This window comes from Flavobacterium fructosi (genome assembly GCF_042787335.1).
Classification (GTDB): domain Bacteria; phylum Bacteroidota; class Bacteroidia; order Flavobacteriales; family Flavobacteriaceae; genus Flavobacterium; species Flavobacterium fructosi.
The window spans coordinates 1-5,174 of sequence record NZ_JBHZQA010000027.1; the positions used below are offsets into that span (position 1 = coordinate 1).

At 31.2% G+C, this 5,174-nt stretch carries 4 protein-coding genes and 2 pseudogenes; 1 reads left to right on the forward strand and 5 read right to left on the reverse strand.

The genetic code is table 11. The features are described from left to right. Positions 1 to 102: 102 nt before the first annotated feature. From ACFX5D_RS16140 to ACFX5D_RS16160, 5 genes and pseudogenes are all read right to left on the reverse strand, one after another. Complete coding sequence (locus tag ACFX5D_RS16140) at positions 103 to 540, reverse strand: hypothetical protein (protein WP_379859226.1); 438 nt, start codon at positions 538 to 540, stop codon at positions 103 to 105. Between the two features lie 343 nt (positions 541 to 883). Continuing rightward, positions 884 to 991, reverse strand: a pseudogene (locus ACFX5D_RS16145) (hypothetical protein); the annotation flags it as partial. 484 nt (positions 992 to 1,475) lie between these two features. Further along, the gene (gene pepT, locus ACFX5D_RS16150) at positions 1,476 to 2,753 is read right to left on the reverse strand and encodes a peptidase T (protein ID WP_379859227.1); all 1,278 of its coding nucleotides are present in this window, start codon (positions 2,751 to 2,753) and stop codon (positions 1,476 to 1,478) included. Positions 2,754 to 2,930: 177 nt separating this feature from the next. Further along, positions 2,931 to 3,347, reverse strand: coding sequence for a DUF1003 domain-containing protein (locus ACFX5D_RS16155; protein WP_379859228.1), 417 nt, complete (start codon positions 3,345 to 3,347; stop codon positions 2,931 to 2,933). Positions 3,348 to 3,669: 322 nt separating this feature from the next. Further along, positions 3,670 to 3,858 (reverse strand): annotated as a pseudogene (locus ACFX5D_RS16160) (alpha/beta family hydrolase); the annotation flags it as partial. Between the two features lie 572 nt (positions 3,859 to 4,430). Between ACFX5D_RS16160 and ACFX5D_RS16165 the strand changes: the two are divergent. Then, the gene (locus ACFX5D_RS16165; RefSeq protein ID WP_379859229.1) at positions 4,431 to 4,961 is read left to right on the forward strand and encodes a DUF6799 domain-containing protein; all 531 of its coding nucleotides are present in this window, start codon (positions 4,431 to 4,433) and stop codon (positions 4,959 to 4,961) included. Positions 4,962 to 5,174 lie beyond the last annotated feature (213 nt).

The window sequence follows — 5,174 nt, forward strand, 5'->3', positions numbered from 1 at the left end:
CCAAAACTGGGGGCTAATACTAAATCAGTTCTTAACTATTTTTGAAAAAAGGGTTCAACTTTAATTAAAAAGTCAAACCCCTATATTTTTAACTTACACACTTTACGGGATAGTGTCCTTTTTTGCTTTTTTAGATTTCGCTTTAGCCTTTTTTTCTTTTGCTTTCGCTTTTATTTTTGCTTTTTTTGCTTTCTCCTTTTTTGCTTTTTTAGCCTTTTTTGCTTTTGATTTCGCTTTTTGTTTTGCTTTCTCTTTTGCGTCAGCCTTTTTTGCTTTTTTCTTGTCTTTATCTTTCATTTTTACTTTGTTTTTAGCCTTGTCCTTACCACTTTTCTTATTTAAAGTTTTACTATCTTCATCTGGATTGATAGTAGAGACTTCTACATTTTCGGTGCTAGTTTCTTCGATTTTTGGTTCTTCAATGGCAACAGCTTCCATTACATGTTCGACAATTTTTGTTGTCCGAGTTCTAACAGGCTTATCAATTTTAGTTTTTTCGGGCGATACTGAATCAGTTTGCGCTTCTTTTTTTTGTATCATAATTTATATTTTTAGTATTAGTTTTTTATGAAATTATACGATTCTTTATCTGTGGTGTTAATAGATTGTTAAGCAGTTGTTAGTAAATATAGTGATTTAACAAACTAGTCAATGTTAAGGTTTTCAGTATAATATTAATATTTTGATGCGCTTTACAATAAACATCATGCACAGAAAGAAGTGAGAAAGGATGTAATTCCTTTTCAATAGTTTTCAAAAGATATAGGGGTTATAAATTTGAATGCAATTTTCATCAATTGATGATTAAATTGTATTTGTCTAATATAATCTAATTTTAAAAAATTAAGTCCCAACTCTGATACTTCAGAATTGGGACTTGATTTTAGCGATATTTGTCATTTAAACCAATGTTTTCGAGTGTCATTGGCGTTATCTTTTCTAATCTGGAACGTTTAGTCTCTTCTGGTTTTGCTTGAACTATGTATTGTAAAAACTCCGTTTGTTTGTATGATGAGAATTTTAGAAAAGCGTCTGCTAAATTCGGATTAACATCTCATTCCTTCTGAAGAATTCCGGGCATCTCATCTGTAACTTCTGCTTTCGGGCTTTTTATCATTCTTCCATACTTTTCGTTTTGAATAGCGTCGTGAATATATTCTAATACTATAGTTTGGTCGACTTCCTTTATTAATCTAAAGCGTCATTTCAGTAATAATTTAGTAACGCTTTCTTGCGCGTTAACTAAAACTTTTTTTATCTCGAAGAAAAGTACCTTTAAAAAACCAGATCGTAAAATAATTTTTAAATCCTCCTATCCCGATCACATTTTTATTATCTAAGACGTAAACGCAACCTTCGCATTTTGTAGTTTCTGTGAGTTCGGTTTGGGCAACAATTGATTTCAGAAATTCTAATTCTTCTGACGAGCTATTGACTTTATATCAAATACGTGTACCGGTTTTTGATATTTCCAATTACTTTTTATTTTTAATGGTTTCTTCCGTTTTAATATAATCGCCTATTGCGGTAAGTTCAACAATTTTAACGATAACTTCTACTGCTTTTTGCATACTTTCAACGGGAACATATTCGTATTTTCCGTGAAAATTATGTCCACCAGCAAAAATATTTGGACATGGCAATCCTTTATATGACAATTGGGAACCGTCAGTTCCTCCGCGAATAGGTTTAATAAGTGGTTTAATACCTATTTCTATCATTGCTTTTTCAGCAATATCCACAATATGTTTTACAGGCGTTACCTTTTCTTTCATATTGTAATATTGATCTTTTATTTCGGCTGTAACGATATCAGCTCCAAATTGCTTAGCAAATTTCTTGTTTATTTTTCGAGTGATTTTTGCGATTAATTGTTTGCGTTTTTCAAATTTTTTCTTGTTATGATCTCTAATAATCAGTTCCAAAACGGTTTCTTCAATACTGCCAGTAAGTTGATGCACATGAAAAAAGCCTTCGTATCCTTTTGTAGTTTCTGGTGTTTCATCGGAAGGTAATTCATGGACGAAATCATTAGCAATCAGCATAGAATTGATCATTTTTCCTTTGGCGTAACCAGGATGAACACTTTTTCCTTTGAAAATAATTTTGGCGCCAGCCGCGTTAAAATTCTCATATTCCAATTCTCCTATTTGGCTGCCATCCATTGTATATGCCCATTCCGCTCCAAATTTCTCTACATCAAAATGATGCGCACCACGACCAATTTCTTCATCAGGTGTAAAACCCACTCTGATTGTTCCGTGTTTGATTTCGGGATTTTTGATAAGGAATTCCATTGCTGTAACAATCTCCGTAATTCCGGCTTTATCATCAGCACCTAATAATGTCGTTCCGTCCGTTGTAATCAAGGTTTGTCCCTTGTACAATAATAAATCTTTAAAATAATTAGGTGATAATATAATGTTTTGTTCAGCATTTAAGACAATGTCTTTACCATCATAATTTGAGATAATTTGAGGCTTCACATTGGCACCGGTAAAATCGGGCGTGGTGTCAAAGTGGGAAATAAATCCAATAGTTGGTACTTCATGGATAACATTGCTTGGCAAAGTAGCCATGATGTATGCCTTGTCGTCTATTGTTACATCTTGCATGCCAATAGCTTTTAATTCTTCAACTAGTTTATTGGCTAGGTCCCATTGTTTAGGGGTACTTGGCGTGGTTTCCGAATTGGCGTCAGATTCTGTATCAATAGTTACGTAACTGATGAATCGATCTATAATGTGTTGCATTTTTTATTTGTTTTATGCAAATATAATCATTTTTTCAGAAGCTATTTTCGGTATCCTTCAAGAGTGCACATGCTAACTTAGCAATCACAGTAAGTTAAGAAATAATCGTAATTGTAGCCTATGAAACAAGTCCGAAAAATTTATAACAAAGCTTTCAAAGAAAATTATTCCGATGACTTATTTCGTTTCTTTCATTTCTTTCAACAAGGAAATTATTACATCTAGTTTTTCGACTTCTAATTTATTTAGTTGAATTGTCAAGGCTTCTATTTCTAGTTTTGCGTCAATATTTGTTTGGTAATCTGCTTGCGCCTGTAATCTGTCTCTTTCACTTTGACGGTTTTGGGACATCATGATGATAGGCGCGGCATAAGCAGCCTGAGTAGAAAAAAGAAGATTTAGGAGAATAAATGGATATACATCCCAGTGGTAAGTAAAAGCAGCAATGTTTAATGTCATCCAAAGCAGTACTAATATGGTTTGAACTATAATGAACTTCCAGGAACCCATTCCTTTGGCTACAGAGTCTGCTAAACGACTTCCCACATTTAATGTTGCCTTATGTTTTTCGTGCCAATTTGTATCATTAATCATTTTCAAAGTGTTTTTTTTTTAAATTTTGGAAAATAGCTTTTAAGAATTATCAAATGGTGACTGTTTTGTGTTTTAATTTTAAAATAATAAGAGAATATTATTAGAAACCTTAAAACAAAAATTAGTTTGGAGTAAATATATTAGGATTTATGATACTTAACTATTTTTTTTGTTCAAATTTTGAATTGCTAGTTGTTGATTACTCTATACTTGGATTAATGACACTGTGAATTTTAGTAATTACTTTTTTCAAATCATCAGCTGAGGTTTTAAAGTTAGGATTGGTTTCCACAAAAAAAAGTTTAATTGTTGGCGCAAGCTCCTATTTTACGTCAGTTTCAATCCCGCCATAAGCATCATTTGTACCCTGAATTATTAAGAAATTAGTGTTTAAGTTCTTTAAATGCATAAATCGGTGAGATTCCTCTTCTTTTTCAGGATGTCGAAAAGGATAACCCAAACAAATAATATGTTTTATATTTAACTCATTCGCAATTTGTGTTGCTATTAATCCACCAGCTGAACTTTAGATTATGTTTATTTCTTTTTTAGTACCCAATTTTAAGATAAACTGTTTTAATATTTTTGAATGAAATTCGATAGTATTTATATTCTTGCGGAAGGATTTTAAAAAAAGAATAAAATTAAGAATAGTATATCTCAAAAGATAAATTCTCCAAAATATTTTTTTAAAATTGCAGGGAACCATTTATATTTCCTTTCAATATTACTCAAATGATATATTTCATGACCAATTGGTTCGTAAAGAATATATAATTTTGCTGGTATAAATAGCCTAATAATGCGGTGTTTAGTGAACCGTCTTTTTGTAGATTTCCCCGACCAACTATTAAGATGATTTTATTATGCATGCTTGTTTATCTGTAAGGACCTTAGTGCGCTAATTTATAGATGGATTTTTAGGAATCAATAAACAGGATTTGTTTTTTTTGTGAGGGGCTCTCCTGCGTAATGTAATTATTAGTATAAACTTTTTTTTGTGAATTAATAATTAAAAAATATTTTATAATAACTATTTTTTTTGTAATTTTAATAATGTAAAAAACTAAAAATCAATATATTATGAAAAATTTATTTATTTTATTAGCAGTGGCTATTTGTACTTTGGGCGCTATGGCTAAGGATGCTAAAATGTATGATTCCAAAATGAGCTATACTAAAGTGGTCCAAATGAAAGATCATTTAATGATGAAAAATGGTAAAATGATGATGATGAAAGGCGAAAGAATGATTATTATGGAAAAAAAAATGACGATGCCTAATGGTTCTGTTGTTTCTCCAAACGGGACGGTAAAAATGAAAGATGGGAAAACCATTATGTTCAAAAACGGAGACATGATGGATATGAATGGCATGATGATGATGAATAAAATGGAAGGGTATGTAAAGATGAAAGACGGAAAAATGATGATGATGAAAGACGGTAAGATGATGATGATGGAAAATGAAATGATGCTTTCTAATGGTTCAATGGTTTTTCCTAGCGGAACGGTAAAGATGAAAAATGGAAAAACCATGATGATGAAAAATGGGGACAAAATGGATATGAATGGAATGATGATGAAAAGAACGAAAATGAAAATGGAAAAGTAAAAAGTAAAGACATCTAAAATTTTAATGTAAACTTAATTTTTCAATTCTAGAAAATAAGAAACCGAAACCATATTTATAGTTTCGGTTTTTTTATTCGACACTATCCCGTAAAGTGTGTAAGTTAAAAATATAGGGGTTTGACTTTTTAATTAAAGTTGAACCCTTTTTTCAAAAATAGTTAAGAACTGATTTAGTATTAGCCCCCAGTTTTGG